The sequence below is a fragment of the Nonomuraea sp. NPDC048882 genome (assembly GCF_040649755.1).
Lineage (GTDB): Bacteria > Actinomycetota > Actinomycetes > Streptosporangiales > Streptosporangiaceae > Nonomuraea > Nonomuraea maheshkhaliensis.
The window spans coordinates 1-26,373 of record NZ_JBEZGB010000012.1; the positions used below are offsets into that span (position 1 = coordinate 1).

27 protein-coding genes and 1 pseudogene are annotated in these 26,373 nt (G+C 71.4%); 6 read left to right on the forward strand and 22 right to left on the reverse strand.

Annotated elements, in window-relative coordinates:
* Nucleotides 1-225: discoidin domain-containing protein (locus AB0C27_RS35875; RefSeq protein ID WP_357853519.1), on the reverse strand; the 225-nt coding region annotated here is incomplete at its 3' end.
* A gap of 270 nt (nucleotides 226-495) precedes the next feature.
* Between AB0C27_RS35875 and AB0C27_RS35880 the strand changes: the two genes are divergently transcribed.
* Both AB0C27_RS35880 and AB0C27_RS35885 read left to right on the forward strand, forming a co-directional pair.
* A complete protein-coding gene (locus AB0C27_RS35880; RefSeq protein WP_357853522.1) occupies nucleotides 496-1,134 on the forward strand; it encodes a hypothetical protein in 639 nt (212 codons plus the stop codon).
* An 81-nt stretch (nucleotides 1,135-1,215) separates the two neighbouring features.
* Nucleotides 1,216-1,374 (forward strand): annotated as a pseudogene (locus AB0C27_RS35885) (cadmium transporter); the annotation flags it as partial.
* A 93-nt stretch (nucleotides 1,375-1,467) separates the two neighbouring features.
* Here AB0C27_RS35885 and AB0C27_RS35890 read toward each other — a convergent pair.
* The 3 genes from AB0C27_RS35890 to AB0C27_RS35900 all read right to left on the reverse strand — a co-directional run bounded on the left by AB0C27_RS35890 (nucleotide 1,468) and on the right by AB0C27_RS35900 (nucleotide 4,260).
* Entirely contained in the window at nucleotides 1,468-2,268 is an 801-nt protein-coding gene (locus AB0C27_RS35890; RefSeq protein WP_357853525.1) for an NAD(P)/FAD-dependent oxidoreductase, read from the reverse strand.
* A 638-nt stretch (nucleotides 2,269-2,906) separates the two neighbouring features.
* Complete coding sequence (locus AB0C27_RS35895) at nucleotides 2,907-3,101, reverse strand: hypothetical protein (protein ID WP_357853528.1); 195 nt, start codon at nucleotides 3,099-3,101, stop codon at nucleotides 2,907-2,909.
* A gap of 178 nt (nucleotides 3,102-3,279) precedes the next feature.
* The gene (locus AB0C27_RS35900; RefSeq protein WP_357853531.1) at nucleotides 3,280-4,260 is read right to left on the reverse strand and encodes a helix-turn-helix domain-containing protein; all 981 of its coding nucleotides are present in this window, start codon (nucleotides 4,258-4,260) and stop codon (nucleotides 3,280-3,282) included.
* A 72-nt stretch (nucleotides 4,261-4,332) separates the two neighbouring features.
* Between AB0C27_RS35900 and AB0C27_RS35905 the strand changes: the two genes are divergently transcribed.
* The gene (locus tag AB0C27_RS35905) at nucleotides 4,333-5,097 is read left to right on the forward strand and encodes an NAD(P)H-dependent oxidoreductase (protein WP_357853534.1); all 765 of its coding nucleotides are present in this window, start codon (nucleotides 4,333-4,335) and stop codon (nucleotides 5,095-5,097) included.
* 58 nt (nucleotides 5,098-5,155) lie between these two features.
* On the opposite strand, the gene AB0C27_RS35910 is transcribed toward AB0C27_RS35905, so the two are convergent.
* Together AB0C27_RS35910 and AB0C27_RS35915 are read right to left on the reverse strand one after the other, a co-directional pair.
* Nucleotides 5,156-5,548 (reverse strand): hypothetical protein, encoded by a 393-nt coding sequence (locus AB0C27_RS35910; protein ID WP_357853537.1) that lies wholly within the window; start codon nucleotides 5,546-5,548, stop codon nucleotides 5,156-5,158.
* 195 nt (nucleotides 5,549-5,743) lie between these two features.
* Nucleotides 5,744-6,520 (reverse strand): phytanoyl-CoA dioxygenase family protein, encoded by a 777-nt coding sequence (locus tag AB0C27_RS35915; RefSeq protein WP_357853539.1) that lies wholly within the window; start codon nucleotides 6,518-6,520, stop codon nucleotides 5,744-5,746.
* 102 nt (nucleotides 6,521-6,622) lie between these two features.
* On the opposite strand from AB0C27_RS35915, the gene AB0C27_RS35920 reads away from it, so the two are divergent.
* Nucleotides 6,623-7,492, forward strand: a complete 870-nt coding sequence (locus AB0C27_RS35920; protein WP_357853542.1) for an AraC family transcriptional regulator — start codon at nucleotides 6,623-6,625, stop codon at nucleotides 7,490-7,492.
* Nucleotides 7,493-7,561: 69 nt separating this feature from the next.
* Nucleotides 7,562-8,824, forward strand: a complete 1,263-nt coding sequence (locus tag AB0C27_RS35925; protein WP_357853545.1) for an extracellular solute-binding protein — start codon at nucleotides 7,562-7,564, stop codon at nucleotides 8,822-8,824.
* A gap of 30 nt (nucleotides 8,825-8,854) precedes the next feature.
* Here AB0C27_RS35925 and AB0C27_RS35930 read toward each other — a convergent pair whose 3' ends face one another.
* The 10 genes from AB0C27_RS35930 to AB0C27_RS35975 form a co-directional block, all read right to left on the reverse strand.
* Nucleotides 8,855-9,829 carry an aldo/keto reductase gene (locus AB0C27_RS35930; RefSeq protein ID WP_357853548.1) on the reverse strand — a complete coding sequence of 325 codons (975 nt, stop codon included), beginning with the start codon at nucleotides 9,827-9,829 and terminating at the stop codon, nucleotides 8,855-8,857.
* Nucleotides 9,826-10,242, reverse strand: a complete 417-nt coding sequence (locus AB0C27_RS35935) for a MerR family transcriptional regulator (protein WP_357853551.1) — start codon at nucleotides 10,240-10,242, stop codon at nucleotides 9,826-9,828. The genes AB0C27_RS35930 and AB0C27_RS35935 overlap by 4 nt, the downstream gene beginning before the upstream one ends.
* 268 nt (nucleotides 10,243-10,510) lie before the next feature.
* Nucleotides 10,511-11,401, reverse strand: coding sequence for an alpha/beta hydrolase (locus tag AB0C27_RS35940; protein WP_357853554.1), 891 nt, complete (start codon nucleotides 11,399-11,401; stop codon nucleotides 10,511-10,513).
* Entirely contained in the window at nucleotides 11,398-11,718 is a 321-nt protein-coding gene (locus AB0C27_RS35945) for a Nif11-like leader peptide family natural product precursor (RefSeq protein ID WP_357853557.1), read from the reverse strand. The genes AB0C27_RS35940 and AB0C27_RS35945 overlap by 4 nt, the downstream gene beginning before the upstream one ends.
* Nucleotides 11,715-12,017, reverse strand: coding sequence for a hypothetical protein (locus AB0C27_RS35950; protein WP_346113923.1), 303 nt, complete (start codon nucleotides 12,015-12,017; stop codon nucleotides 11,715-11,717). The genes AB0C27_RS35945 and AB0C27_RS35950 overlap by 4 nt, the downstream gene beginning before the upstream one ends.
* Before the next feature lie 8 nt (nucleotides 12,018-12,025).
* Entirely contained in the window at nucleotides 12,026-13,018 is a 993-nt protein-coding gene (locus tag AB0C27_RS35955; protein WP_357853560.1) for an alpha/beta fold hydrolase, read from the reverse strand.
* A gap of 20 nt (nucleotides 13,019-13,038) precedes the next feature.
* A complete protein-coding gene (locus AB0C27_RS35960; protein WP_357853563.1) occupies nucleotides 13,039-14,148 on the reverse strand; it encodes an NAD(P)-dependent alcohol dehydrogenase in 1,110 nt (369 codons plus the stop codon).
* 102 nt (nucleotides 14,149-14,250) lie between these two features.
* Nucleotides 14,251-14,922: a hypothetical protein gene (locus AB0C27_RS35965; RefSeq protein ID WP_357853566.1), complete on the reverse strand. Its 672-nt coding sequence runs from the start codon at nucleotides 14,920-14,922 to the stop codon at nucleotides 14,251-14,253.
* Nucleotides 14,923-15,013: 91 nt separating this feature from the next.
* Nucleotides 15,014-16,303 carry a ferritin-like protein gene (locus tag AB0C27_RS35970; RefSeq protein WP_357853567.1) on the reverse strand — a complete coding sequence of 430 codons (1,290 nt, stop codon included), beginning with the start codon at nucleotides 16,301-16,303 and terminating at the stop codon, nucleotides 15,014-15,016.
* A 13-nt stretch (nucleotides 16,304-16,316) separates the two neighbouring features.
* The gene (locus tag AB0C27_RS35975) at nucleotides 16,317-17,315 is read right to left on the reverse strand and encodes an alcohol dehydrogenase catalytic domain-containing protein (protein ID WP_357853570.1); all 999 of its coding nucleotides are present in this window, start codon (nucleotides 17,313-17,315) and stop codon (nucleotides 16,317-16,319) included.
* Nucleotides 17,316-17,541: 226 nt separating this feature from the next.
* Here AB0C27_RS35975 and AB0C27_RS35980 point away from each other — a divergent pair, with 226 nt between their 5' ends.
* Nucleotides 17,542-18,849 carry an NDP-sugar synthase gene (locus AB0C27_RS35980; protein WP_357853573.1) on the forward strand — a complete coding sequence of 436 codons (1,308 nt, stop codon included), beginning with the start codon at nucleotides 17,542-17,544 and terminating at the stop codon, nucleotides 18,847-18,849.
* Here AB0C27_RS35980 and AB0C27_RS35985 read toward each other — a convergent pair.
* The 6 genes from AB0C27_RS35985 to AB0C27_RS36010 all read right to left on the reverse strand — a co-directional run bounded on the left by AB0C27_RS35985 (nucleotide 18,774) and on the right by AB0C27_RS36010 (nucleotide 26,358).
* Nucleotides 18,774-19,730, reverse strand: coding sequence for a hypothetical protein (locus AB0C27_RS35985; RefSeq protein ID WP_357853575.1), 957 nt, complete (start codon nucleotides 19,728-19,730; stop codon nucleotides 18,774-18,776). The two genes, AB0C27_RS35980 and AB0C27_RS35985, sit on opposite strands and share 76 nt — an antisense overlap.
* 149 nt (nucleotides 19,731-19,879) lie before the next feature.
* On the reverse strand, nucleotides 19,880-23,056 hold the full coding sequence (locus AB0C27_RS35990; RefSeq protein WP_357853578.1) for an acyltransferase domain-containing protein: 3,177 nt from the start codon (nucleotides 23,054-23,056) through the stop codon (nucleotides 19,880-19,882).
* Between the two features lie 170 nt (nucleotides 23,057-23,226).
* The gene (locus AB0C27_RS35995) at nucleotides 23,227-24,024 is read right to left on the reverse strand and encodes a helix-turn-helix transcriptional regulator (RefSeq protein WP_357853581.1); all 798 of its coding nucleotides are present in this window, start codon (nucleotides 24,022-24,024) and stop codon (nucleotides 23,227-23,229) included.
* Between the two features lie 375 nt (nucleotides 24,025-24,399).
* A complete protein-coding gene (locus AB0C27_RS36000) occupies nucleotides 24,400-25,629 on the reverse strand; it encodes a SpoIIE family protein phosphatase (RefSeq protein WP_357853584.1) in 1,230 nt (409 codons plus the stop codon).
* Nucleotides 25,604-26,053 (reverse strand): ATP-binding protein, encoded by a 450-nt coding sequence (locus AB0C27_RS36005; protein ID WP_357854495.1) that lies wholly within the window; start codon nucleotides 26,051-26,053, stop codon nucleotides 25,604-25,606. The genes AB0C27_RS36000 and AB0C27_RS36005 overlap by 26 nt, the downstream gene beginning before the upstream one ends.
* A complete protein-coding gene (locus AB0C27_RS36010) occupies nucleotides 26,053-26,358 on the reverse strand; it encodes an anti-sigma factor antagonist (protein WP_106249939.1) in 306 nt (101 codons plus the stop codon). The genes AB0C27_RS36005 and AB0C27_RS36010 overlap by 1 nt, the downstream gene beginning before the upstream one ends.
* Nucleotides 26,359-26,373 lie beyond the last annotated feature (15 nt).

Consider the following 26,373-nt stretch of genomic DNA (forward strand, 5'->3'; position numbering starts at 1 on the left):
GCCGAGGTCGATCTGGATCCATTGGGGGAAGGCGTTGCCGGTGGATTCCCAGTAGGTGGCCTGGTTGCCGTCGGTGACGTTGGCGGCGCGGTAGACGTCGTGGAAGGTGCTGGCGGTGGCGTTCTTGCCGGCGGCCAGGTTGGTGTCGGCCGCCGCTAGTGCGGCGGGTGGTGGGGAGATGAGGACTCCGGCGAGTAACGCAAGGGCGGCAAGCAGTGCTCTCATGGGGGTGGCCCTTCGGGTCAGGCGGATGGCCGAACCATAAGATGTCGAGCAGATAGCCGCAATATTTCGACGAGATTGCGCAAGGAAATAACTGGCCCCGAGCAAGTGATCGACGTCTTGTTCCAGGTAGGCGCAGGTGGCCGTCCTTTCGGCCGGTCCTGACTGGGCGCAAGGGATGACGTCGGATGAGCGCAAACGGCCGCAAGACTTGCGTTCGGCCATGGTCCGATCTTGCGCGCGTTCTCGTGTCCCGCTCCGTACGGTGGAGGCATGTTCTTCGAACCGCCACCCGCGCGGGAAGACGACTCCCCCGCGTCGAGGCCCGGCTTACCCGTCTGGTACGCCCCGCCCGCCGACCAGGCCGGCAGTGTGATGCTGCTCGGCGTGGTGCTGGCCCGCTCCCCCAACGCCGTCATCACCCTGTCGGGGATCACGGCGTTCTCCACCGGTTGCCTGCTGAACGTGGAGATCGCCACGCGGCGGCACACGCTGTCGGCCGACGACTATCAGGCCCTCCAGATGTCCCTCCTCCCGATCATGGTGCCCGGGTTGACGTCCGGACGGCCGCTCCCGGAGGCTCTGCTGCGCTTCGGCGTGCGCTTCGCCGACGGCACCAAGGCCACCACCGTCGGGCAACGTTTCGAGCGGAGCCGGTTCACGCAGGAGGCGCCGCCGGGGCCCTGCCTGTTCTGGCTGCCCGGCGGCATGTCGATGCGCAGCGGCGACGAGAACGCCGCCTCCGTCACCCCGGTCGGGCTGTGGTTGTGGCCGCTGCCGCCCAAGGAGCACTTCGAGCTCGCCGTGGAGTGGCCGGCCGGCGGGGTCGAGCTGGGCTTCACCTCTCTGGACGGCTCGGCCATCGGGGCCGCCGCCGAACGTTCGGCCCCGTACTGGCCGCCGGAGCCCTGACGGCGCCTGTCGCATCGGGGTGTGGCACGGTGTCCCGATGCGGCGAAATCCCGGACCGGCGGCGGGCGAGCGAGGTCAGGAGTGAACCTGGGAGTCGTCGGGCAGGCGGCGGGCCTGTTCGCGGTCACCAACGTGGACGATCTGCTCATCCTGGCCCTGTTCTTCGCCCAGGGCGCCGGCCGCCGGGGCGCGGCGGCGCGGGTGGTCGCCGGCCAGTACCTGGGGTTCCTGGCCATCCTCGCGCCGCGCCGGCGGCCCGAAGGCGCCAGCTGCAGGGCCTGAAGAGCGGGCCCTGCATGCCTGGAGAACCTGCGCTCCGGGTCAGCTAGGTGGTCAGTCCCTCTTCGGCGAGCAGAGCGAGCAGACTTTCTGCCGGTTGTCACCGAAGAGGCTCTCAACGAGTTCGTCGCCCTGGGGAGTTTCGCTCGTGCGCGGGAACATGGCTTGCTCGTACTCGGCGAGTGCGGCGTCGATGTCCTCGGGGTGCGCGGCGATGGCCTTGCCCAGCTCCGAGCCGTCGAACATGGCCAGGTTAGCGCCCTCGCCGTTCGGAGGCACCAGGTGCGCGGCGTCGCCGACCAGGGTCACACCCGGCACATGGTCCCACCGGTGCCCGACCGGCAGCGTATAGAGCGGGCGCAGGATCGGCCCGCTGTCGGCGTCCGTGATCAGCGCGGTGAGCTCCGGCGCCCAGCCGTCGAACTCCTGCACGACCCGGGCCGCGGCTGCGGCGTGATCGGAGAAGTCGATGGCGTCGAACCACTCCAGCGGCCTGGTGAGAGACACGTACGCATGCAGGGTGTTGCCGCTCTCGCGGTGAGCGACGATGGCGTTGCCGGGCGCGGGCGCGAACATCGAGCCGTCGCCGACCGCCCTCGCGGCCAATGGGTGGCGGGTCTCCGCGTCGTACAGGTACGTCTCGACGTACGACTCACCGGTGTACTCGGGGGTGGTGTCGGACAGCAGCCGACGGACCCGGGACCAGGTACCGTCCGCACCGACCAGCAGGCTCGTCTCGACCGTGGAGCCGTCGGCGAAGGTCACCTCGTGACGGCCGCCGCTGAGCGTGCGTACGCCGCTGACCTTGTGTCCCCAGCGGGGGGTTCCAGCCGGGAGGCCTTCCCCGCCGATCACGCCCGGACGCTGGTCGGCAACGCACGGGCCGCGCTCTGCCTAGCCCAGGGCGACGTGCCCGGCACGGAAAAGGCGCTGCGGGAGGCGTACGCGGCCGCGCTCGCCCAGACGCGCGGGCGACAGCACTAGTCTGCCGTGCTGCTCGGGGCCGCCGCCCGGCTGCGGGGCGCGCACGACCACACCGATCCGCAGGTCCGCGAGCTCACCCGCCGGGGTCAGGCCGCGCTGGGTAGGGAAGAGTTCGCCGCAGCCTACGCGAAAGGCTGGGAGCTGGATGCTAAGACAGCCGTGACTGCAATTGACCCTGCCTCGGGACCATACGGCACCGTCCAGAGGTAGCTCGATCATCGGAGCCGTGTCGGCATGTCGGTAAGGGTGGCTCCACCAGCCGCCATCCTCGGCCGAGGTGCGCAAAAAGCACCGGGCCCGTCACGGACGCACCGAGACCGCGCCGATTCGCTGACAGATTCTCTGCCGGGGACATGTGAGGTGCGCTCTCCGGGGTGTCGGAATCAGGTGATTTCCCGACACCCCGCACCGCCCAGCAATCCGCGGGCGCCTGCGCCGGGGATGTACTTCGAGGTGCGGGCGGCTGGGCGGATCTCAGGCATTCCCGGCGGCTCCCGGCCTTCGGGGGCCTATCTCCCCCGGAGGCGCCGGAAACCGATGTAGGTGATGACCAGCGCGACGACGAGCACCACCGGGCCGACGACGGCCCAGGTGGTGACGCCGCTCATCGCGCTGCCGCCGACGATGCCCAGCCCTTGGAGCGTCCACAGGACGCCGGTCGCGGCGAGGAGTAACCCGATCGCGACGATGATCCGTGCCTTCATGTCCCTACTCCCAGCTCGCCGATCACCTGTGCGGTGCTCGATACCGGCCACCGGAGCCGTAAGGTACAGCCTGCACCACCGCCCCGGTGCCCGTCCGGCAGCGGGACGGATTCACCGTTAGCAGATCTTCCCGCGGACGCGGTGCCGCCCAGCTCGGACTCCGCGCCGGTTCGCCGGGTCAGGGGCCGCGGAACGTGGCGCGGTAGGCGCTGGGTGAGACCCCAAGTTCGTCTTTCAGATGCAGGCGCATCGAGCCGGCGGTGCCGAAGCCCGCGGTGACGGCGATCTCGTCGATGGGCAGGTCGGTGCGTTCCAGGAGGGTGCGGGCCCGCTCGATGCGCTGCTGGGTGAGCCACCGCCCCGGCGAGGTGCCGATCTCGTCACGGAAGCGCCGGGTGAACGTCCGCGTGCTGGTCGATTCCTGGGCCGCCAGTTCCTGGAGCGTGACGGGCCGGTGCAGGTTCTCCAGCGCCCACCGGCGGGCCTTGCCGGTCGAGGAGGTCCTCGGGTCCGGCATCGGCCGCTTCACGTATTGGGCCTGGCCGCCCTCGCGGTGTGGCGGGACGACGGAGCCGCGCGCCACGTCGTTGGCGACCGCCGCGCCGTGGTCGCTGCGGACCATGTGCAGGCACAGGTCGATGCCCGAGGCCCCGCCGGCGGAGGTGAGGACGCCGTCGTCGTCGGTGTAGAGGACGTCCAGGTCGAAGGCGACGTCCGGGAATCGCTCGCGGAACCGGGCGGACGAGCGCCAGTGCGCGGTCGCCCGCCGCCCGGCGAGCAGGCCGGCCGCGGCCAGCACGAACGATCCCGAGCAGATCGAGGCGATCCGCGTGCCGGGCCGGATCCGCGCCAGCGCGGCGGCGAGCGAGGGGTCGAGCGGCTCGTTCCGGGGCTCGAAGTCGTCCGCCGAAGCCGGGACGATGACGGTTTCAGCCTCGGCCAGCGCCTCGGGGCCGTGCGCGACGGCGAGGGTGAAGTCGGCGTCGGTGCGGACGTCCCCTGGCTCGGGTGCGCAGGTCACGACCTCGTAGAGCGCGGCGCCGGCGGCCGAGCGCGCCTGGCCGAAGATCCGGTGCACGATGCTGAGCTCGAAGGACAGAACCCGCTCACGGGCCAGGACCGCCACTCGGTGACGCGCGTCACCGGTGAAAACAGCCATGGCCCGATCTTCGCACATGTTGTCCATCAGGCCAGTCGTCGGGGCGGTGCCGCACGGAGCAGCCTTGACGTCATGAACGTTCTCTGGATTCTCGCCCACCCCGAACCGCGCTCGCTCAACGGCTTTCTGGCCACGGAGGGGCAGCGCACGCTCCGTGCCGAAGGTCACCGGGTCGAGGTGTCGGACCTGTACGCGATGGGCTGGAACCCCGTCGTCGACCCCGCCGGCTACGCCCACCACCCGGCGGAGCGGTTCCAGGTCGCCGCCGCCGCGAAGCAGGCGTACGAGAGCGGCGCGCTGGGCGTCGACATCCGGGCCGAGCAGGAGAAGATCGACCGGGCGGACACCATCGTCATCCAGTTCCCGATGTGGTGGTTCGGCATGCCCGCCATCCTCAAGGGCTGGTTCGACCGGGTCTGGCACCAGGGCTACGCGTACGGGTCGCGCGGCCCGAACGGCGAGTGGATCGGCTACGGGGACGGGTTCCTCGCGGGCAAGCGTGCGCTGGCGGTGGTGACCATGGGCGGGCCGGCGTGGTTCTACGGCGAGCGGGGCATCCACGGAGCCGTCGGCGAGCTGCTCTTCCCGTTGCAGCACGGCACCCTGTTCTACGCGGGCGCGGAGGTGCTGCCCCCGATGCTGATCACGGGCGCCGACAGGTTCACGCCCGAGGAGGGCGAGGCGGCGGCCAAGGAGCTGGGCGAGCGCCTGCTGGCGATTCCGGCGACCCGGCCGATCGCGTACCGGAGGCAGAACGGCGGGGACTACGACGACGACTTCGTGCTGCGACCGGACGTGGCACCGGGCCTGACCGGGCTGGGAGCGCATGTGGCCTGACGTCCGGCAGGGGTGTGCGGGCGCCCGTCCCCTGGGCGGGCGCCCGCGGTCCCGGGGGTCAGCAGTTGGTCTTCTTCTTGGTCAGGACGACCTTGTCCGGCATGGAGTAGCCGACCTTCTTCTTGCCGCTGGTCTTCGCGTTGACCCCGACGCACTTCCAGAAGAAGTTGTGGTTCTCCTTGACGAACTTCAGCTCGATCCACCGCTTCTGGTTGCAGTGGTTGTTGAAGTACACGGTGGTGGAGACGTTGCCGTCGCCCCAGGAGACGTTGATCTTGTTTCCCTTGGGCGAGGTGCACGAGGCGGACTTGCGGTGCACACTGAGCGTCCCCGCCTCGGCCGTCGCGGCGGACGAGGACGGGGCGGCGGCGTTCGCCGGGGTGGACACGGTCAGCATCGCGAGGGCGGCGCCGGCTCCGGCCAGCGCGGGAACGAGCTTCGAGTACCTCATGATCATCTTCCTGTCTCGGTGACGTGGCGATCCGGGCCCCGGACCGGCTTCGCCTGCCGCTCCCGTCGGGCGGCGACCTCGGCTACGGGGCTCGTTCACCACGCTGACCGCCGGCTCCGCGAGACGGCAAGGGATCTTTGTCCGGAGTACATCCAGCGAACTCTGGACGAACTCCGGACATTTCAACCGCGCACGTCAGCGGGCTCCGGCTCCGGCGAAGGGCATGTGGACGCCCGGCACGTACGCGGGGAAGGGCTGGTAGACGTTCACGCCCGGGTCGCCGCGCAGCAGCAGGGCGGAGACGAACGGCTGCTCCTCGCTGGTGATCCTGGTCGAGGTCGGGATGTAGCGGATGGTCAGGCCGCAGCGGCGCCTGGGCGAGGTGTTGGCGTTGGAGGCGTGCAGGATGTTGGGGTGGTGCACCTCCACGTCGCCGGGCGCCAGCACCAGGTCCACCGCCTTCGACTCGTCCACCGTCACCGCGCTCTCCGAGCCGAGCACGTTGTCGACGTCGTCGCGCGGGCGCAGCTCGTGCAGGTCCTGCCGGTGCGAGCCGGGGATCACGCGCAGGCAGCCGTTCTCGGTCGTCGCCTCGTCCACCGCCAGCCAGAGCGTGACCACGCGCATCGGCTCCAGCGGCCAGTACGCGCCGTCCTGGTGCCACAGGACGGGTTTGCCGGACAGCGGCGGTTTGCTGATGTAGTGCGAGGCGAACAGCGCGATGTCGGGGCCGACGAAGAGCTCGGCCAGGTCGAGCAGCCGCGGGTCGCTGACGAGGCGCACCCAGAAGGGGTCGCCGGCGACGAGTTCGGTGCCCAGGTCCTCGCCGTGCCTGTCGGGGTGCCTGGCCTGCAGCCAGGAGACGTGCTCGCTCGCCTCGGCGACGAGATCCCGGTCGAGTACGTCGCGGAAGATCGTGTAGCCGTCGCGGTCGTAGTCCTGGAGGGTCCGGTCGACTTCCGTGATCACCATGTGCTCCTCTGGAGGCCGTGGGCAGGGCGTCCATCCGGATTCTTCGGTCTCCGCGGCCCGCGTTACTAGTACTCGGCGCTCCATAACTATTAATTTCCTGGCATGTCGACGATCCTGCGCTGGGCCGAGTTCGCCGCGGGACTGCCGTACCACGCGGCCCTCGTACCGGTGACCGGAGGCCGCCGCGACCGGCCCGAGCCGCACACGCACGCCGACTTCCACGAGCTGGTGCTCGTCACGGCGGGGGCGGGCGCGCAGCGGGTGGGCGAGACGGAGATGCCGCTGCGCGCGGGCGATCTCGCCCTGGTACGCCCCCAAGACCGGCACGAGTTCACCGCCACGGCCGCGGGCATGCGCTTCGTCAACATCGCCTTCCCCAGCGAGCGCTGGCGCGCCTTCGCCGACCTGGCCGGGCTGGCGGGCACGGCGGAGTGGGACCGGCGCGGCCTGCCGCTGGTCGCGCGGACGGACCTGGACGGGCCGGTCGCCGCGGAGTTCGCCCGGATGCTGGGCGCCTACACCGGCACGCCGCGCGTGCTCGACCTGGTCACACTCTGGACGGCGGTGGTCCCGGTGCTGGAGCGGGCGGACGGCACGGCCGTGGACCGGCGGCCCGGCTGGCTGGTATCGGCCTGCGTGGCGATGAGCCGCGAGGAGAACCTGCGCGAGGGGCTGCCCCGGCTGCTGGCGCTGACCGCGGTCAGCGCGGGCCATCTGGCCCGCTCGATGCGCCGCCACTACGGCTGCACTCCGGTCGCGTTCGTGGCCGGGCGCAGGCTGGAGCACGCGGCCCTGCTGCTGACCACGACGACGGAGGGCATCGGGCGGATCGCCCAGCGCTGCGGCTTCTCCGGCCAGTCGTATTTCGGGCGGCTCTTCCAGCGGAGATACGGGATGGCGCCGCGCGACTACCGGGAGGCGGCGCGGCGGGCGGTGGTCCCCGCGGCTATGGACAGCCAAGATATCAAGTGATTAGATGACTCGCCACGGGCCCGTTTCACCCCCACCGTGAGCACGTTGTGAGCGAACAGGAGGCCGGGCATGAGCCGGTCGCGTCCCTTGCTTGCCGCCGCCCTCGTCTCCCTCCTCCTTGCCGGCTGCTCCTCCGGCGGCGGCACACCGCAGGCCGCCAGGACGGAGCTGAGCCTCTACAACGACAAGGGCGCGTGGAGCAAATACTTCGACGAGATGGGCGCGCTGTCCAAGCAGCAGATCGGCCTGTCCATGAAGCCGGTCGGCTACACCGACGAGCCCACGTACCAGGCGTTCATCAAGGCCTCCTTCCGCACCGACGTCAAGCCCGACCTGTTCACCTGGACCACCGGAGGGCGGCTGGCGGAGATCGTCGCGCAGAAGCAGGTGGCGGAGACCACGTCGTTGTGGCAGGAGGCGATCAGGAGCGGGGACCTGCCGGCCGGCCTCGCCGATTACTACACCGTCGGCGGCAAGCAGTACTGCGTGCCGCTGAACGCGGCGTACTGGGGGATGTTCTACAACAAGAAGGTCTTCGACAAGTACGGGCTCAAGCCCCCGCAGACCTGGGACGACCTGGTCGCCACCGCCGAGACGCTGAAGAAGAACGGCGTCAAGGCGTTCTACCACACCAGCGTGCTGTTCTCCTTCGTCTGGTTCGAGCAGCTCCTCGCCGGCACCGACCCCGACCTGTACGATCGCCTGTCAACCGGCCAGGCCAAGTACACCGACCCCGGCGTGGTCCAGGTGATGCGGCGGTGGAAGTCGATGATCGACGCCGGCTGGTTCACCAACCCCGGCGACAAGACCGATCCGGCCGACCTGCTCAAGTCCGGCAAGGCGGCGATGGTGTCGTCCGGCACCTGGTTCAACACGAGCATGACCCAGCGCAACATGAAGGCGGGCACCGACTACGGCTTCTTCGTGATCCCGAACGTCAACCCGGCGCTGCCCAAGACCTCGATGATCTTCGAGAGCGGCCCGCTCTGCTCGCTGGCCAAGGCGCCCGACCCGGCGGCCAGCATGAAGTACCTCAAGTGGTGGGTGGGCGCCTCCGCGCAGGAGAAGTGGGCCACGGCCAGGGGCGACGTCTCGGCCAACCCGAAGGTCGCCATCGCCGACCAGGCCATCGCCGAGATCGGCCGGGCGGCGGGCAGAGGCGAGCACCGGCTGGTCAACCGCTACTTCGAGGCCGCGCCGCCCCCGGTGCTGACGGCCGCGCTCGACGGCTTCAGCGCCTTCGTCGTCGACCCGGCCGGCTACCCGGAGGTCCTGACCGGCATCCAGGCCGCCGCCGACGAGTACTGGAGCACCCACAAACCGGGCGACTGACCTGGTGATCGGCTCCCGGCGCCGGGCGGTCTAGCGGTCGGCGCCCGCGGGGACCGGGGTGAAGTCGCGGTGGCCCACCACGTCGGCGGCGGCGGAGGCGAGGTGGTCGAGGTCGCCTGGGGTCAGCTCGACGCCGAGGGCGGCCACGTTCTCGTCGAGCCGCTCGCGCCGGCGGGTGCCGGGGATCGGCACGACCCCCTGAGCCAGCAGCCAGGCCAGGGCGAGCTGGGCGACGGTGATCCCCTTGGCGGCGGCGAGGGCCTCGATCCGGTCCACCAGGGCGCGGTTGGCGGCGAACGCTTCGGGCTGGAAGCGGGGCAAACCCCTGCGGGCGTCGTCGGGGGCCAGCTCGTCCAGGCTGCGCAGGCCGCCGGTGAGCACGCCGCGCCCGAGCGGGGAGAAGGCGACGAAGCCGATGCCGAGCTCGTCCATGACCGCCTTCTCGCCGTTGTGCAGCACGTCCGGCGAGAAGAGGGAGAACTCCGACTGCACGGCGGCGAGGGGGTGCACCGCGTGCGCCCGCCTGATGGTCGCCGCCGAGGCCTCCGACAGCCCGATGTGGCGGACCTTGCCGGCCTGCACCAGCTCGGACATCGCACCGACCGACTCCTCGATCGGCACGTCCGGGTCCACCCGGTGCAGGTAGTACAGGTCGATGACGTCGGTGCCGAGGTGGCGCAGCGACCGGTCGGCGGCGCGCCTGATGTAGGCGGGGGTGCCGTTGCGGCCGTGCACGGTGCCGTCGTCGTCGGTCTCCGCGGACGCCTTGGTGGCCAGGACGATCTCGTCGCGGCGGTCGCCGAGGGCGCGGGCGATCAGCTTCTCGTTCTCGAACGGCCCGTACGCCTCCGCCGTGTCGATGAAGGTGACGCCGGAGTCGACGGCGTGCCGCAGGGTCGCGATGGACTCCCGCTCGTCGGCGCCGCCGTAGAAGGCGCTCATGCCCATCGCGCCGAAGCCGAGCGCGGACACGGTCAGCCCGTCGCCGAGTGGGGTGGTTCTCATGGGTTCTCCTGTTCGGTGACCGCCCGGTAGGCGGCGATCTTGGCGTCGATGGCGGCGAGATGGCGTTTGGTACGTTCCAGCCGTTCGATCACGCGCTCCCGGTGCCGGGACAGGAACGCCAGCCGTTCCGCCTCGGTCCCCTCGCGCCGGCTCAGCTCGGCGATCACGCGCATGTCGGCGATGGACATCCCCGTCTCGCGCAGCATGACCAGGCCGGCGATCCAGGCGAGGTCGCCCGCGCGGTAGCGGCGCCGGCCGCCGGGGTCGCGCGGAGCTGGATCGAGCAGGAGGCCCTCGCGCTCGTAGTAGCGCAACGCCTCGATGCCGACGCCGGTCACCCGCGCGACCTCGCCGATCGAGAGCCCCTCTGGCGGGATCTCGACGTCGAGCTGGGAAAGCAGCAACTCGCTCATGTCCCCATCGTGCGACCTGTAGCGCGCTACAGGTCAAATCGCCCCGCCGCCGGTCCGCACCCGCAGGCGACAGCCTCGACGTTCCCGGCCCCGAGCCTCGGCGTTCCCGCCCCGGGCCTCGGCGTTCCCGGCCCCGCGCACGCGGAGGCGCGGCCGCGACCTTCCGATCGCGACCGCGCCTGTGACCGCAGGTGCCTCCCGCACCTCGGTGGTGGCCACCCGCCCGGCCGCCAGTCCGTCCGGCCGGTGAGCGGGTGCCGGAGCGCCGTCACATGGGATGACGCTTGAGGAACGTGTGCGCCGCCTCCCCCACGGCCAGCGGGTTCATGCTCTGCAGCCCGTGCGTGGCGTTCGGGATGCCGCAGCGCTCGGCCTGCGGGAGCCAGTCCATGAGGAAGCGCTGCGTCGCGCGGAAGCCGGGCATCGCGGACTCGCTGTCCAGGCCCATCACGGCGAGTACGGGCATGGCCGGCTTCCGCTCGACCAGCCGGTCGGCCTCGGAGGGCTTGAAGCCCCACTGGGAGATCGCCGGGAAGTCCACGGTGAACGTCGTGTCGACGCACTCCTCGACCCGGTCCCACACGTCGAGCGGGCCGGTCATCTCGACGGCGGGCAGGAAGCTGGGCCCGCACACCGCCTCCATGTAGAGCTGCGCCGCGCCGAGCTTGTCGCCCGTCTCGTACACCTTCATGGCGTTCATGAAGGCGTCGACGTTGGCGGTGATCGCGTCGGGCTCCTCGCGCGGCAGGTACGGCTCCAGCAGGATCGCGCTGTGCGCCCGCTCGGGGTGGGACAGCAGGAACTGGAAGGCGATCACCCCGCCGAAGGAGAAGGCCATGATGTGGGCCTTGTCGATGCCGAGGTGGTCGAGCAGTTCGCGGACGTGCTCGGCGCCGCCCTCGATGCTGAGGGCGTCGCCGTCCAGGGTGCTGCCGTTGTAGCCGGCCCGGTAGTAGCTGATGAGCTGGTAGTCGTTCAGCAGCGGCGGGTAGAACCGCATGGGCGTGATGAGGCTGTCGGCGATGCTGGTGCCGTGGATGCACAGCACGGGCTCGCCCTCGCCGAGCACCGCGTACCTGAGCTCGCCGCCGGTGACCTTGGCCCGGCGGTCGTGCTCGACGTTCCATTCGCGCCCGATGTACAACGCGTCTCGCATCATGTCGTGGGCTCCAATCCGACCAGGAGGCCGGTCTCGTCGAGGCTGGGGACGAGGTCGAAGACGAGGAATTCGAGGTAGTGGCGGCCCCACAGCAGGTCCCAGAGCGGGAAGCGCTCGTTGAACTCCTCACCGCGCTCGCGCGCCAGCCGCTCCTCCAGGTCCCAGATGAGCGTGTTGAACTCCTGGGCGGTGAACGGGTAGCCGGCTCCGGCCGCGGCGGCGATGACCTCGTCCTTGGGCTTGTCCTTGAGCCGTTCGCACAGTTCCGGCCGCTGCGCCAGGGCGCGCAGGAAGTCGACGACGTTCGTCTCGCTCACGACAGCTCCTCGCCGGTGTATCGGGCGGCCACGTGGTGGACCAGGTAGTCGAGGTACCGGGTGCCCCACATGTGCCGCCACAGGGTGGCGTCCCCGTCGAACGCCTCCCTGTCCTTCTCGATGATCACGCCCGCCTCCAGCCGGCCCACGACCCGGTCCGCGTCCGCCTCGGTGAAGTCGAAGCCCTCGTTGCGGGCGTGGAACAACATCCGGGACAGGTCCATGGGCGAGTAGCGGGCCAGGAACTCGGGGCTCGACCCCGCGGTCTTGAGAAAGCGGACGAACTCCACCTCGGACACGGGATCTCCTAGCTGTCCAGCGCGTGCCTGATCACGTCGTCGACGGCCTTCACGTCCTGCTCGGACAGGCCGAAGGTGGCCAGGTGGCCGAAGATGCTGTCGATCTCGCGGAACGTGGCGCCGGGGATCGCCTCGGCGTACCGGCTGAGCTCGCCGGGCGGGAAGAGGGCGTCGCCGGTGAAGGCGGCGATCGCGGTGGCGGGCCGCACCCGCCCGAGCATGTCCTCCAGCGACTCGCCCGGCTTTCCCGGCCAGGCCGCGCGTGCCTTGCGGGCCTGGGCGACCACGTCGTTCGGGTCCTGCGGGAGCCAGAAGTTCTCCCAGAAGCCGGCCACGAACGCGTCCACGCTGTCGAAGCCGAGGTTGCGCCAGACCTCGGCGCTGTCGTAGTAGAACGTGCGCGGCGGGGCGGTGAGCGCGGACGCGTGCCCGACTCGGGCCAGGCCGCCGCGCACGCTGGCCGCGTCGGCATAGGTGCCGCCGGCGAAGTTCGGGTCGGAGGTGATGGGCTCCTCCACCACGGTCTTGAGCCAGAGCTTGGTCCAGGCGGGCGGGGTGGGGGCGCCGGCGATGGGGGCGATGGCGCGGACGCGGTCGCCGAAGCGCAGCGCCCACTCGTACACCTGGATGCCGCCGATCGACCAGCCGAGCACCAGCTTGACCTCGTGCACCCCGAACTCCTCCGCCAGGAGGCGCTGCTGGGCGATGACGTCGTCGGCGATGGAGACCTCGGGGAAGGGGCCGGGGGTGTTGCTCGGCGCCGACGACGGCGGCAGGCCGAAGTGTCCCGGCAGCACGATGAAGCAGGTACGGGGGTCGAGCGCGCGGTTCTCGCCGATCCACCCGTTGAGCACCTCGGGGGGCGCGCCGAGGAAGGTCGGGAAGACGACCACGTTGTCCTTGGCCGCGTTGAGCTCGCCGAAGGTCTGGTAGGCCAGTTTGGCGCCGGGAAGGGTGGCGCCCGAGGTGAGCTGGAAGTCGCCGAGCTCGAAGGTGTTCATGCGGGGGGCTCCAAACGTCTTCACGTGTCGAATCGAAGGATGGTCTTGATGTTCCTGCCTGCTCTGAAGTCCTCGGCCGCCCGCTGGATGTCGGTGAAGGCGTACTCCTTGATCAGCGGCTGGACGGGGAGCCGGCCGCCGCGGATCAGGCGGGCGAGGAGCGGGATCAGGCGGTCGGGGTCGCTGTCGCCCTCGCAGACGCCGAGCACGCGGCGGCCGGGCAGCAACCGGTGCACGTCCACGGAGACCTCCACCCCGTACGGGGGCGCGCCCACGACGGCGACGGCGCCGCGCGGCGCGAGCGCGTCGATGCCGGCCTTCAGCACGTCGGGGTTGCCGACGGCCTCGACGACGTAGTCGACGCCGGCTCCGCCGGTGGCCTCGCGCAGGGCGGCGGCCAGGTCCACGCCGGTGGAGTCGATCGTGCGGGTGGCGCCGATCTTGGCGGCCAGCTCCAGCTGGGAGGCTCGGCGGCCGACGGCGATGATCTCGTTGACGGGGGTGAGCGCGGCGCCCATGACGGCGGCCAGGCCGACGGCGCCTACGCCGATCACGGCGATCGAGGTGCCTGGCTCGGGCCGCAGCGTGTTCCAGACCGCGCCGGTGCCGGTCTGGACGCTGCAGGCCAGCGGGGCGAGCAGCTCGAACGGCACGTCGTCGGCGATCTTGACGACGCTGCGTTCGTCGGCGATGGAGTGGCGGGCGAAGGACGACTGGCCGAAGAAGCGGCCGCCGAGCGCGACGCCGTTCCTGCTGATCGGGGAGGTGCCGTCCGCGCGTTTACCGCCGATGAGGTTCTGCGGGATCCAGGTGGTGCAGTAGGCCGGGTGGCCGAGGCGGCAGGAGGCGCAGGCGCCGCACGAGGTGAACGTGAGCACGACGTGGTCGCCGGGGGCGACCTTCGTCACGCCGGGCCCGACCTCCTCGACGACGCCGGCGCCCTCGTGGCCGAGCACGCCGGGCAGGGGGAAGGGGATGTGGCCCGCGGCTATGGTCAGGTCGGTGTGGCAGATGCCGGCCGCCTCCATGCGGACCAGGACCTCTCCCGGGCGGGGGGCGTCCAGCTCGACGTCCTGAAGGGTGAAGGGCGCACCGGGCGATTCGACGACGGCGGCTTGGGTGGTGGTCACGGGGTCCTCCGATCGGCGAAGGCCAGGGGGTGGGCGGTGGTCACGGCGTGCGTCGACGGGCGGATGCGGGGGCGGGGGCGGGGGCGGTTGGACGGCCGGTGGTCACGGCGCGCCCCGGCCGGCGGGGGTGCCTTGAGGGCTGAGGGTGTAGGCGCTCGTGACGCGGAACCACTCGCCGGGGCCCCACTCCGCGCCGTGCCCGATCGGCGGGGGCGTGCCCACGACGCGGGTGACGTAGTAGTCGAGCAGGCCGGGGGCGCGGCGGGTCCAGATCGAGCCGAGCTCGTCGTGGTGCCGCTGGCCGAAGTAGAGCCGGTCGGCGCTGCGGTCGCGCGAGCGGGCCAGGCCCAGCAGGTCGTATTCGAGCGGGCACTCGTCCACGCCCGGCAGGTCGAGCGGCGGGCAGCCGCCGTGCGAGACGTCCTGCCACTCGCCGGCGCGCCAGTCGCCGTCCCCGGATTTCGCCTCGTCGGCGGCGGCCACGAGTCCCGGGTCGAAAAGGCGCAGGCAGACTTTGACGCGGGAGAAATCGGCGTCGCGGGCGCCGGGGGTGACCAGGCTGGGCGGGCGCAGCTCGAACATTCCCATGATGATGAGTTCGAAGAGCCGGCCGGCGCAGCCGGGATCCTGGTAGGCGTTGAAGTGAATAGCCCAGAAAGGACTGTGCAGCCAGAAGTCGTCGATGCCGAATATTCCGGGGAACACTTCGGCGGCCTCCGGGCTGCGCCACCGGCCGGACAGTTCGTCGACCGTGAAGTCAGCGCTGATGTTCATCGGACCTCGCATATTTGATTCTTTTCCCGCGACCCCGGCCGACGTCAAGACAATGGCTCGTACAATGGCAAGTCGGCCGGGGTGCGGCGATTCATGAGGGCAGCAGTTCCGGCGGTACGTGGGCGCGTACCTCGGCGGCGAGTTCGGCCACCCGCGCGCCCGCCGCGGCGACCACCGGGCCGCCGCCCGCGCGCCCGGCCTCGCCGCAGCGTTCCACGAGGATGAGCATGCGCTCGTGCAGCAGCGCCCACGCGGGCTCGCGCCAGGGCACGAAGTTGCTCATCGCGTAGTACATCTCGTACGCGAACCCGGCCGTGCGCCCCGGATGCTCGGGCCCGGCGGGCAGCGCGGTCATGGCGTGGGCCAGGGGCCGCAGGACGTCCGCCATCATGCCGATGGACAGCCGGATGAGCAGGCCGAGCTGCTCCTCGCTCTCGTCGGTGTGGGTGAAGAAGCGGGTGAGCGCGTGCAGGACCAGCTCGTAGGCCACCGCCGCCGGCTCGGCGAGCCGCCGGGCCGCGGGGTCGGTGATCAGCGGCTGGGGCGCGGCGATGTCGAACGGCTGCCGCAGGTAGCCGGCCAGCGCGGGCCTGGCGGGCTCGAAGCCCGGGTCGCGGGCGCGCAGGTCGGCGTACTGCTCCCAGATGGCCAGGAATCGGCCGTAGTGGGCCTGCCGCCAGTCGCCGCGCGCGCCCTCGCCCTGCTCGATGATCAGATCGATCGCGGCCTGCGCGGACTTCAGGTCCGTGACCGCGACGAGCTGCGGCCAGCGGAACAGCTCGGGCGTGGCCTGGGCGTGCGGGGAGCCGACGAACACCGCGCGCTCCCCCAGCCGGTCGCACAGGGCGCGCAGCCCCTGCTCCAGGCCCCGGTACAGGTGCCCGATGGTCTGGTACTCCTGGCCGCGCGGCATGAGCTCGGCAGGGTCGAGGCCGGTGCGGGTGGGCGGGATCGGCCGGAACGACTCGGCGTCCTGCAGCTCCATGCCCTCGGGCCGCTCCAGGTAGAGGAAGTGGCGCAGCGCCTGCTCGCCGAAGGGCAGCAGGTCGAGCTGGATGCCGGCGGGGAAGTAGCCGGAGCGCTGCGGGAAGTTCGGCCGGCCGAGCGTGGGGGCGGCGCCGATGGCGGCCAGCAGGTTGGTGACCAGCGCCAGGTGCAGCATCTCCTCCACCGCGATGGAGCGCAGCACCCGGCCCCATCCGGCGACGGCCTCGGCCTGCTCGTCGGTGAGCCCCTCCTCCGTCCCGCTCTTCAGGCTGGCCTCGGCGAAGAGATACTGGCACAGGATCATGTGTTCCAGCTGGGAGGCCTCGTTGAGCAGCCACCACAGGTGTTCCCGGTTCGCGACCACGATCGGGGGCTCGATCGGTGGCTGGGACATAGGCGGATCCTCCTCAGTCGTGCTGGAGCACGGCGCGGTAGCGCACCTGGCCGGCCTCGACGCGCTTCAGCACCTCGTTGATCTCGCCGAACGGGTACCGCTCGACCCGCGGCGTGACCTTGCCCGCCGCCATCAGGTTGAGCACCTCGACCAGGTCGGCCCTGTTGTTGTGCGTGCTGCCCTTGATCGAGCACTGCTTGAACAGCAGCGTCATCATGTCGTCGATGCGCAGCGGGCCGGTGACGCCCATGGTGACCAGGCGTCCGCCGTAACGCAGGCCGGACAGCACGCGGGCGACGAGGTCGGCGGAGGTGGTGGTGGCCAGGATGACGTCGGCGCCGCCGGCGTCGGTGAGCGCCTGGCCGGGGTCGTCGGTCACCACGATGCCCTCGGCCGCGCCGAGCTCCTTGGCGTACTCGGCCTTGTCGGGCGAGGTGGTGAGCACCACCGTCTCCAGGCCGTTCGCGGCGGCGAGCTGCACCGCCATGTGCCCGAGCCCGCCGACGCCGAGCACGCAGACGCGCTCGCCCGGCTTGGGGTCGGCGTTGCGCAGGCCGCTCATGGAGGTGAAGCCGGCGCAGAAGGCCACGGCGGCGTCGGCGTAGTCGAGGCCGTCGGGCAGCAGCGTGCACCCGGATTCCCAGGCCAGCATCAGGTCGCTGTAGCCGCCGCCGAGGTCCATCCAGGTCTGCGTGTGCGCGCAGGCGACGGGATGCCAGCTCTGGCAGTGCACGCAGCGTCCTTCGCCGCGCTGCATCCACGCGACGCCGACCCGGTCGCCCACCTTGAGCGTGGTGACGCCGGGGCCGAGCGCGACGACCTCGCCGACCGGTTCGTGCCCCGGCACGATCGGCAGTTGGACGGGCCAGTGGCCGCGGTGGACCAGGACGTCGCTGAAGCACATCCCGCACGCGTGGATGCGTACGACGACCTGGGCGGGGCCAGGGGCCGGATCGGGGAGGTCCTGGAACTCCCACGGTGCGTTGAGTCGGGTGATCACCGCTGCGCGCACGTTCTCCTCCTTCGCGCGGACAGATCAGGAGGCCACGATAAAGAGCTCGCCCGCGTTCCCGGCACCCCGACTTAACGCAGCCGGTGCGTGAATTCGGCGCCCGCCGGTCAGGGTGGTTCCGGGGGCGTGCGGACCTGACGAAATCCCGTCCGAAATGGTTCGCGAGCGGACCGAGAATGGTACGAATGGGGCCACTGGTCGCGTCGGTCGTTTCTGCGGGGATTTCATGCTTGTCGGTATCGCGCTGGCCGGCGGCCGAGGCGTGCGCGCCCGGCCGCTCACTCTTGAGGGACCCGGGCACATTCGGAGCAAGGCGGCCGTCTCCTTTCTCGGACGGCCGCTCATCGAATGGCTCGTGATGGCATTTCGGGCCCAGGGGATAACGAGCTTCCACCTGGCCGCCAATGGCCGGGAGAATCGTTATCAGGTCAAGGAGGCGGTGGGTTACGGCGAGCGTTTCGGCGTGTCCGTACGCTATTCGCGCCCCCGCTCCGACCGGCTCAACACCGGCTCGGGACAGGCCACCCTGGCCATCCTGGACGAGCACGACCTGCGCGGCCACGCCGTGGTGTTCCCCACCGACTCGCTGTTCGAGCTGGACCTAGCGGCGCTGGCGCGCGAGCACGTGGCGAGCGGCGCCGTCGTCACGGTCGGCACGGTGTACCGAACGGCGGAGCAGGTGGCCGGCACCTACGGCACGCTGATCGCCGACGAGTCGGGCCGGATCGAGCGGTTCGTGGAGAAGCCGGGGATCGAGACCGTGGCGTCGATGTTCGCCGACCTGTCCCGGGTGCCGATCAACTCCGGCCTGTACGTGATCGACTGCGCGCGGCTGCGCGGCCTGGGCGCGACGGCTGAGCTGGCGGCGCTGGCCCGTCACGGCCTCGACTGGGGCGGCGACCTGCTGCCGTGGCTGGTCGCGCACGGCGAGCTCGTCCGGTGCGTGCCGATCGCGAAGGCGGGCGATCTGGGCAACCCGCGCGACTACCTGCTCACCATGGCCGAGGCGATGGCCGGGGGCCATCCCAGCCTCGACCTGCCCCGCGCGCCGGTCATCCACCCCTCCTCGCTGGCGCGGCGCGACGAGGTCAGCGGGCTGACGCTGGCGGAGAAGCTGGCCGGCGGGCTCGTGCACATCGGTCCCGGCGCGTGGATCGGCAGGGACGTGGAGATCGGTCCTGGGGTCGTGCTGCGCGACTCGTACGTCGGCGACGAGGCCGATCTGCACTCCTGGTGCCGCCTGGAGCGGGTGGCCTGCCTGGACGGCGCGATCATCGGCCCCGGCGCCAGGCTGAGCGACACCCACGTGGGCCTGATGGGGCGGGTGGAGTCGTCGCTGCGGCGGCCCACCGTCATCGACGGCTTCAGCGCGCTCGGTCACGAGGCGCGGGTCATGGAGGGGGCCCGGTTGAGCGGGGTCATCGCGCTCCCGGGCGAGATCGTGGCGGCGGCGCTGCTTCAGCCGCCCACCGCACCCGGCTCGTCGGCCTCGTCGGGCTCCTCGACCTCGTCGGGCTCGTCCAGCCGGTCGTAGCGCAGGCGGGTCTCGATCGCGTACGCGTGCGGCGCGTACGCGGTGCGCAGGCCCTGGAAGACCGTCCACGCCTCCTGCGGGTCGCGCTCGGTGGGCAGGCCCGCCTCCATCGCCACCCGCAGCGTGTCGGAGAAGTTGCGTTCCTCGCGTCCCTGGAGGCTGACCACGATGGGCGGCAGCCTGATGCACAGCCCGTCGGCCAGCCGGCGCACGCAGCGGGTGCCCGTGGCCAGCAGGGCGCGGGTGTGCGCGGGCGCCCAGTTCGGCGCGATGGCCTCGGTGAGCGCGGCCACGTCGAGCACGATGACGGCGGCCTTGAGCCAGTCGAGGTCGCCGGCGGGCCGGCGGAAGGTGAGCGCGGGATGGGCCAGGTGCGAGCTCTCCACCTCGGTCATCCAGCCCGTCCATTCGGCGAACAGGGAGTCGAGGTGGTCGCGTGAGCCCGTCCTGAGGTAGACGGCGAGCAGGTTGTCGGCGTCCCTGGGGTTGCAGACGCTGCCGCCGAGCCTGGCGACCAGCCGCTCGCGCCGGCCGTAGGCGTGCATGAAGCGGACGAGGTAGGCGGTGATGGCCGCGAGCATCAGCAGCCTGGAGGTCCATTCGGCCTCGCGCAGCGGCGTGCCGGCCAGCAGGGCGAAGCCGGCGTGCGCGACGCCGAGCCAGATGGCGGCCACGGCGAAGACGGCCAGTGGCCCGCACAGGTCGAGCAGCGGCTCCCGGGTGGCCGGCGGGAAGCGTCCGGAGATCGCGAGGAGGGGCGAGGCGACACCGCGCAGGGTGACGCGGACGAGCCGGGTGGGTCTGCCCCGGGGCGTGAACACGGTCAGCACCACGCTCAGCCAGACGGCTGCCACGAGCGCGACGCCGGCTGAGGCTGTCAAGACGGCTGTCACCATGTGATGTATCCTCCAGCCCCTGACAAACCCACCCAAGAATCAGTTAATGCTGGTAGTCGGAATACTACTTAGCGCGGTATTTCGATATTGGGCAGCATTTTTCGCGATATATGGTTTTCGGGCGGTTTTAACTGTCAGGCGTTCGCCGAAGCGCGCAGCCGGGTGGCGAGGTCGAGCAGGGTGTCCGGGCCCAGCAGGTCGCGCAGGGGGACGTCCACGCCCAGGTCGCGCCTCATCCGCTCCTTGAACCTGGTGGCGAGCACGGAGTCGAGGCCGAGCAGGGTGAGCGGCACGTCGACGCCGATCTCGTGCCCGGGCAGCGACAACACCTGAGCCGCCAGCTCGGCCACCCGCCCGGCCACCTCGCTCTCCGACAGCACGGACAGGTCGGGCTTCGCCCCGGCACCGGGCCTGCCGCCGCCGTCCTCGGCACCGGCGGAACTCCCCGGGACACCACCGGCCTCCGCGCCGATGCCGGCGCCAGTACCGGTGCCGGCGCTGGTCCCGAGGTCGGCGCTGGTCCCGAGGCCGATGCCGACACCTGCGCCGGTGCCGGTAGCGGTGCCGGTAGCGGTGGCGGTGCGTGCCGTCGCTTTGGGACCGTCGGGCCAGAAGCGCCGGTGCTGCCACGGGTAGGCGGGCAGCGGCACGGTGGCGCCGGGCTGGACGCGGTCCCAGCGCGGCCGGCAGCCCAGCTCGTACGCGCGGGCGAGCGCCGCGGTCAGGGCGGCGCACTCGGGTTCGTCCCGGTGCAGCGACGTCACCACGTCGGCCCTGGCGCCCGTGGCCTCGATCTCCTCCTCCAGCGCGGAGCCCAGCACGGGATGCGGGCTCAGCTCGACGAACAGCGTGGGGCGGTCGTCGGCGAGCGCGGCCCCGACGGCGTCGGCGAAGCGGACGGGCAGCCGCAGGTTCTGGAACCAGTAGGAGGCGTCGAGCTCCTCTCCCCCGACGACCCGGTCCCAGGCGCTGGAGTGCACGGGGACCGCGCACGGCCCTGGACGGATGCCGGACAGCTCGCCGAGCAGCCGTTCCCGTACGGACTCCACCTGGGGGGCGTGCGAGGCGTAGTCCACCTCCACCTGGCGGCAGAACACGCCGCGGGCCCGCAGCGGCTCGACGATCCGCTCCAGCGCGGCGGGGTCGCCGGACAGCACCGTGGAGTGCCTGCTGTTGACCACTCCCACGGACGCCTGCCCGGCGTGCTCGCCGATGGCCGCGCGGGCCCGTTCCTCGCCGAGGCCGACCACCCACATGGCGCCGGGGACGTCCAGCCCGCTCAGCACCCGGCTCCTCCTGGCGACGACGGCCGCGCCGTCGGCCACGCTCAGCGCGCCCGCGGTGACCGCGGCCGCGATCTCGCCCATGCTGTGGCCGATGAGCAGGTCGGGCTCGACGCCCCACTCCCGCCACACGGCGGCCAGGGCCACCTGCACGGCCCACAGGGCGGGCTGGATCCGGTCCACGCGGGTCAGCGGCTCGCCGTCGAGCAGCGCGTCCGCGGGTGACCAGCCCAGCTCGGCCTCGACGGCCCGCGAGCATGCGTGTAGGTGCGCGGCGAAGGCGGGCTCGGTGGCCAGCAGCCGCCGCCCCATCCCCGCCCACTGCCCGCCCTGTCCGGGGAAGACGAAGACCACCTTGGGCGCTCCGGTGACGCGGCGCACGTTCTCGCCGTCGCGCACGAACCCGCGCAGGGCCGCCGCCAGCGACCGCCCGTCCTCCCCCGTCACGGCGATCCGGTGATCGTGATGCGAACGCCGCGCCCCCGCGCTGAAGCACACGTCACCGAGATCGGGGACGGGCGGGGCCGCATCTGGCCGGCGGCGGCGCGACGGCTCGCCGGGCTGGGCGACATCAGGCGGATCAGCGGCGACCGGGCCGGGGGCGACCGGGTCGGCGGGTGGGTCGAGGAAGTCGGCGTAGGCGGTGGCCAGGTCGCGGAGTGCGTGCGGGTCGCGGGCCGAGAGCGGGAGCACGCGGCTGGGGCGGGGCCGGGCCGCTTCGGCCGGGGCGGTCTGGGGCGCTTCCGACAGCACGAGGTGGATGTTGGTGCCCGACATCCCGAACGAGCTGACCCCGGCCACCGCCGGCGCCGCCCGGTCCGGCCAGTCCTGCGTGCACAGGGCCAGCTCGACGGCCGTGCCGGGGTCGAGCAGGACCGCGTGCGGCTCCTCGACGTGCAGCGTCGCCGGCACGGTCCGGTGCCGCACCGCCAGGGCCGTCTTGAGCAGCCCGGCCAGCCCGGCCGCGAACTCGGTGTGCCCGATGTTGGACTTGACCGAGCCCACCAGGCAGCGCGTGCCGTCCTCGCGCCCTTCGCCCATGATCGCGTCGAGCGCGGCCAGCTCGGTGCTGTCGCCGGTGTGGGTGCCCGGCCCGTGCGCCTCGACGTAGTCGACGTCGGCCGGCGCGACCCCCGCGTCGCGGTAGGCGGCACGCAGCATCTGCTTGTGCCCTTCGAACCCGGGCGCGACGAGCGAGGGCCCGGTGCGGCCGTCGTGCGTGGCGGCGCCGCCCAGGATCACCGCGTACGGCCGGTCGCCGTCGGCCAGTGCGCGGGACAGCGGCTTGAGGATCATGGACACGACGCCTTCGCTGCGTACGTACCCGTCGCCGGACACGTCGCCGAACCTGCACTTGCCCGAGCCGGAGATCACCCCGGCGTCGCCGAGCGAGAAGTACAGGTCGGGCACGAGCTGCAGGTTGGAGCCGCCCACGATGGCCAGCCCGACCTCGCCGGACCACAGCGCCCTGCAGGCCACGTGCACCGCGAGCAGGGAGGTCGCGCACGCGGCGTCCAGCCCCATGCTGGGCCCGCGCAGGTCTAGCAGGGTGGACACGCGGCCGGGGAAGATCCCGGCGACGGCCGCGCCGAGCGCCGCGTGCATGTCGTACATGCCGGAGCGGCGCAGCAGGTCCCAGTAGCCGGACGGCTGCAGGCTGGCGTAGACCCCGGTGTCGCTGCCCGCCAGGCTCTCGGCCGGGATCCCGGCGTCGTCCAGGGCCTCCCAGATGACTTCGAGCAGGACGCGCTGCTGCGGGTCGAGCCGGAGCGCCTCGAACGGCGTGACGCCGAAGAAGCGCGCGTCGAACCCGGCGACGTCGTCCAGGTAGCCGCCCGCGCCGCTGAGCACGTCGCGGCGCCGCCTGGCGGCGTCGTGCTCGACGTCGAACCGGTCCTGGGGGATCGTGCCGAGCACGTCCCTGCCCTCGCTGACGATCCGCCAGAGCTCACCGGGAGTTCGCGCACCGGGTAACCGGCATCCGGCGCCGACGATGGCGATGGGATCTCGCCCATGTTTGACGTTCATGCGCCCATTCCCATCTGCGCGCGAGACCATCGGAGAATTACCGGCGACGCCCCCGCGCACCCCTGTTGGTCGGGTGTTCACGACATCACCTAAGGTCGGAGCGAGCACCCTTTTTGTCAATTATGAAATAACGCAATGCCGGGTCCTGGACCCGGTTATTCACGTGCCGTTCACAGCGGGCAATGGACGACGAGCCCCACGAGCGGGTCGTCAGGGGTGATCATCAGGGCCATGCGCAGGGTCTGCTCGCCCAGGCGGGGGTGGCGGAAGCGCCGGGTGAGGCTGCGGTGCTCCTGCACGTCGTGCTTGCGCCACAGGCCGGCGAACAGGGGGCTGAGCCGGGCGAATTCGGCGATCTTCTGGGTGACCCGCTCGTCGTGCGGCCATTTGGCCAGCTCGGAGCGCCATCGGGCGATGATGTCGCGGGTGTCGCTCTCCCAGTCGGGCAGCCGTTCCTTGGCCAGCGGGGAGCACAACATCCAGTGCAGCATGTTGCGGTGGCCGGGTGGCAGGCGGGACCAGTCGTCGTACCACTCGGCCGCGGCCTCGTTCCAGGCGAGCAGGTCGCAGTAGATGTCGGTGGCGTAGACCGGATATTCGCTGTGGCCCATCAGCTCGACGACCAGGTCCATCACCCCGCCGGTCCAGCCCTGCCCCGCGAGCGGCTGCGGGTTGGTGACCTGGCCGTGGACCAGGGTGTGCATGTAGCGGCGCTCGTCCTCGGTGAGGTCGAGCACCCGCGCCAGACTGTCGAGCACCTGGACCGAGGGTTTGATGTCCCTGCCCTGTTCGAGGTAGGTGTACCAGGTCGGGCTGAGGCCGGCCAGCACGGCCACCTCCTCCCTGCGCAGCCCCTTCGTCCGGCGCGACGTGCCCGCCGGCAGTCCCACCTGCTCCGGCATGACCCGGGCGCGCCGGCTCTTCAGGAATCGGGCGAGCTCCTGCCGGCTCCAGACGTCCCCTGACACGTAACCCCCGTACGACCCCCTGGGCATCACTGATCGAGTCCGCCCCAGAGTCTAGGAGCCGCACGGGCGATTTGTCACCGTCGCCGCATTTGTTATTCGGGCACGATCTGACTTGATTCGGAAAACGTGAATTCGGCGTGCCTTAACCGCATATTGACATCATCTCCGCGTGACGACGGCATTTCGCCCGCCACCGGTTCGAGGAGGCGATGATTCGGTCGCGATTCCGGGCCGGCCAGTCAAGGCCCCATGACCGGACGTTCACCGGACGTTCCGCGAATGTCCGGTCGAATCGGGCGGCCCAATCACAGCGGCCCAGTCACAGGGGCCCGGTCACAGGGGCCCGGTCACAGCGGCCCGATCACAGCGGCCCGATCACAGGGGCGTCCTGCGCAGCGCCAGCGTGGTGATGTCGTCGGACTGCTCGGCCGTCCCCACGAAGTGGCGTACGGCGCTGTCCACCGCCTCCAGCAGATCCCCCGCGCCCGCGCCCGGCCTGGCCAGCACCTCCTGCAGCCGGGCGGTGCCGTACAGGCCGTGGTCGGCGTTCCTGGCCTCGACCACGCCGTCGGTGTAGGTGAAGAGCGCGTCGCCGGGCGCGAGCCGCACGTGCCCCAGCGTGTACGAGCTGTCCGGCAGGATCCCCACGGCCGGCCCCGTCGGCGGGAGCAGGCTCTGCCGCCCGTCGGCGCGGACCATGACGGGCGGATTGTGCCCGCCGTTGATGTAGACCAGGTCCCCCGTCCACGGGTCGAGCACGCCGAAGAACATCGTGGCGAAGTAGCCCTGTTTCAGATGGTTGCGGGCCATGTACCGGTTGGTCCCGACCACCGCCTGCACCAGCGGCCCCGCCCCCAGCGACAGCAGCGGCAGCGGCGTCTCGTACGAGGCGCCGCCGACGACGGCACCGAGGTCGTCGCCGGAGAGCTGCACCAGCCCCGTGTGCTCGGCGGTGTGCCGCAGCAGGGTCCTGATCAGCGCCATGAACAGCGCCGCGCCCACGCCCTTGTCGCACACGTCGGCCACCACGAACGCCAGCCGGCGCCCGTTGACCAGGGTGAACACGTCGTAGAAGTCCCCGGCCACCTGCCTGGCGGGCCGGAAGCTGGCCGCGATCTCCCAGCCGTCCAGCTCCGGCATCGACTCGGGCAGGAACCCGGCCTGGATCTCACGCGCGATGCTCAGCTCGCGCTCGTACTCGCGCAGGCTGGCCAGCGCGGCCATCTCCTCCACGGTGCTGCTGAGCTGCCAGCGCTCGAAGCAGGAGTTGACCCGGCTGCGCAGCAGGCTGGGCAGGAACGGCCGGGTGACGTAGTCGAACCCGCCGCGCACGCACTCCTCCAGCGCCCCGATGTCGTCGTCGGGGAAGGCCACCACGGTGGGCGTGCGCCCGTCGACCACGAAGCGCTGGCACAGCAGCGCCACCCGCTGCAGCCCGAGCGCGGCCGAGACGAGCAGCAGGTCGGGATTGGGCCGGTTCCGCATCAGGTCGTCGGGCACGGCGTGCTCGACCTCGAAGCCCTCCAGACGCAGCGCCCCGTCGAGCTCCAGCACGGCCGTGGAGCCGGTGTTGCCCGGCTCAGCGACGACCAGGGCCGTCGGCATCGGTTCCTCCTCGCAGTCGCATGATCAACGTGTTGCGGTTGCGGCCGCCGGCGAACTCGTAGTGGAACTCATCGACCTTGCCCATGGCCAGGAGCAGGCCGTAGCCGCCTTCGTCGCGCTGGTGCGGCGGCACCGACAGGCGCGGCTCCGGGTCGTAGCCTCCGGGGTCGAACGGCGGCGCGTCGTCCTCGATGCGGACCCGCACCTCGTCCTGGTCGACCTCGCCCGCGACGTCCACCACGCCCGCCGCTCCCCGGTAGCCGTGCTGGACGATGTTCGTGGTGATCTCGTCGGTGGCCAGCCGCAGCCAGTAGGTCTGGCGGGGATCGAGCCCCGCCTCCCCCGCCAGCACCTCCACGAAGTCGGCCACCACACCCGCCATGGACGCGTGCTGGCCGTCAATCCTGAGCCGGCAGGCGAGCATCACCGCATCATGATGCTGCGGTCGAAGCCGGTGAGCCGGATGGTCTCGGCGACCTCCGGCTGCGTGCCCACCAGGGTGATCTCCGAGCCGCGCGGCAACTTCTGGTGCGCGAACACCAGGCAGCGCACGCCCGCGGACGACATGTACGTCAGCTCGTCGAGGAGCAGGACCAGCTTGGCCACCTGGCGGCCCACGGCCTGGCTGACCAGGTCGTTGAGCTCGGGCGCCGAGCGGCCGTCCAGTTCGCCGGCCAGCCGGATCGTGGCGGTGTCGCCTTCCACGTTCATGTTGATCTTGAAACTCATGACGGTTCCTCTTCC

Excerpts from the sequence above, each read along its gene's own strand:
- AB0C27_RS35970 (WP_357853567.1), bottom strand. The coding sequence starts at position 16,303 with ATGTCCCAGCCACCGATCGAGCCCCCGATCGTGGTCGCGAACCGGGAA.
- AB0C27_RS35900 (WP_357853531.1), bottom strand. The coding sequence starts at position 4,260 with ATGGCTGTTTTCACCGGTGACGCGCGTCACCGAGTGGCGGTCCTGGCC.
- AB0C27_RS35910 (WP_357853537.1), bottom strand. The coding sequence starts at position 5,548 with ATGAGGTACTCGAAGCTCGTTCCCGCGCTGGCCGGAGCCGGCGCCGCC.
- AB0C27_RS35940 (WP_357853554.1), bottom strand. The coding sequence starts at position 11,401 with ATGATGCGAGACGCGTTGTACATCGGGCGCGAATGGAACGTCGAGCAC.
- AB0C27_RS36000 (WP_357853584.1), bottom strand. The coding sequence starts at position 25,629 with ATGCCGACGGCCCTGGTCGTCGCTGAGCCGGGCAACACCGGCTCCACG.
- AB0C27_RS35930 (WP_357853548.1), bottom strand. The coding sequence starts at position 9,829 with ATGAGAACCACCCCACTCGGCGACGGGCTGACCGTGTCCGCGCTCGGC.
- AB0C27_RS36010 (WP_106249939.1), bottom strand. The coding sequence starts at position 26,358 with ATGAGTTTCAAGATCAACATGAACGTGGAAGGCGACACCGCCACGATC.
- AB0C27_RS36005 (WP_357854495.1), bottom strand. The coding sequence starts at position 26,053 with ATGCTCGCCTGCCGGCTCAGGATTGACGGCCAGCACGCGTCCATGGCG.
- AB0C27_RS35880 (WP_357853522.1), top strand. The coding sequence starts at position 496 with ATGTTCTTCGAACCGCCACCCGCGCGGGAAGACGACTCCCCCGCGTCG.
- AB0C27_RS35920 (WP_357853542.1), top strand. The coding sequence starts at position 6,623 with ATGTCGACGATCCTGCGCTGGGCCGAGTTCGCCGCGGGACTGCCGTAC.
- AB0C27_RS35915 (WP_357853539.1), bottom strand. The coding sequence starts at position 6,520 with ATGGTGATCACGGAAGTCGACCGGACCCTCCAGGACTACGACCGCGAC.
- AB0C27_RS35990 (WP_357853578.1), bottom strand. The coding sequence starts at position 23,056 with ATGAACGTCAAACATGGGCGAGATCCCATCGCCATCGTCGGCGCCGGA.
- AB0C27_RS35895 (WP_357853528.1), bottom strand. The coding sequence starts at position 3,101 with ATGAAGGCACGGATCATCGTCGCGATCGGGTTACTCCTCGCCGCGACC.
- AB0C27_RS35980 (WP_357853573.1), top strand. The coding sequence starts at position 17,542 with ATGCTTGTCGGTATCGCGCTGGCCGGCGGCCGAGGCGTGCGCGCCCGG.
- AB0C27_RS35935 (WP_357853551.1), bottom strand. The coding sequence starts at position 10,242 with ATGAGCGAGTTGCTGCTTTCCCAGCTCGACGTCGAGATCCCGCCAGAG.
- AB0C27_RS35955 (WP_357853560.1), bottom strand. The coding sequence starts at position 13,018 with ATGAACACCTTCGAGCTCGGCGACTTCCAGCTCACCTCGGGCGCCACC.
- AB0C27_RS35925 (WP_357853545.1), top strand. The coding sequence starts at position 7,562 with ATGAGCCGGTCGCGTCCCTTGCTTGCCGCCGCCCTCGTCTCCCTCCTC.
- AB0C27_RS35965 (WP_357853566.1), bottom strand. The coding sequence starts at position 14,922 with ATGAACATCAGCGCTGACTTCACGGTCGACGAACTGTCCGGCCGGTGG.
- AB0C27_RS35905 (WP_357853534.1), top strand. The coding sequence starts at position 4,333 with ATGAACGTTCTCTGGATTCTCGCCCACCCCGAACCGCGCTCGCTCAAC.